Genomic DNA, 325 nt, shown 5'->3' with positions numbered 1-325 from the left:
CTAAAAAACGTCATCCGTTATTAGATAAAGTATTCTTATTCAAATCCAATTATTTTCCCATGAGCTATAAACTTAGACCCTATCAGCAAGAGGCGGTTGAACGCACCGTTGTTCACTTTAGAAAAACCAATGATCCCGCAGTTATTGTGTTGCCAACAGGTGCAGGTAAAAGTTTAGTCATCGCTGAGCTTGCCCGTATAGCTAAACAAAAAATATTGGTCCTTGCTCATGTTAAAGAACTTGTAGAGCAAAATTCACAAAAATATAAAAGTTTTGGTTTAGAGGCGAGTATATTTTCCGCAGGTTTAAAAGAAAAATCTTTAAC

At 35.7% G+C, this 325-nt stretch carries 1 protein-coding gene; it reads left to right on the top strand.

Going from position 1 to position 325, the window contains the following annotated elements; all coding sequences use genetic code 11:
- Positions 1-59: 59 nt before the first annotated feature.
- Positions 60-325, top strand: a 266-nt coding sequence (locus tag R2R70_RS19410; RefSeq protein ID WP_410978809.1) for a DEAD/DEAH box helicase, incomplete at its 3' end; no start/stop codon positions are given.

Origin of the sequence: Cobetia sp. SIMBA_158 (genome assembly GCF_046566945.1) — a bacterium.
In the GTDB taxonomy this organism is placed as follows: domain Bacteria; phylum Pseudomonadota; class Gammaproteobacteria; order Pseudomonadales; family Halomonadaceae; genus Cobetia; species Cobetia amphilecti.
This window is presented reverse-complemented; position numbering and strand designations above follow the sequence as displayed.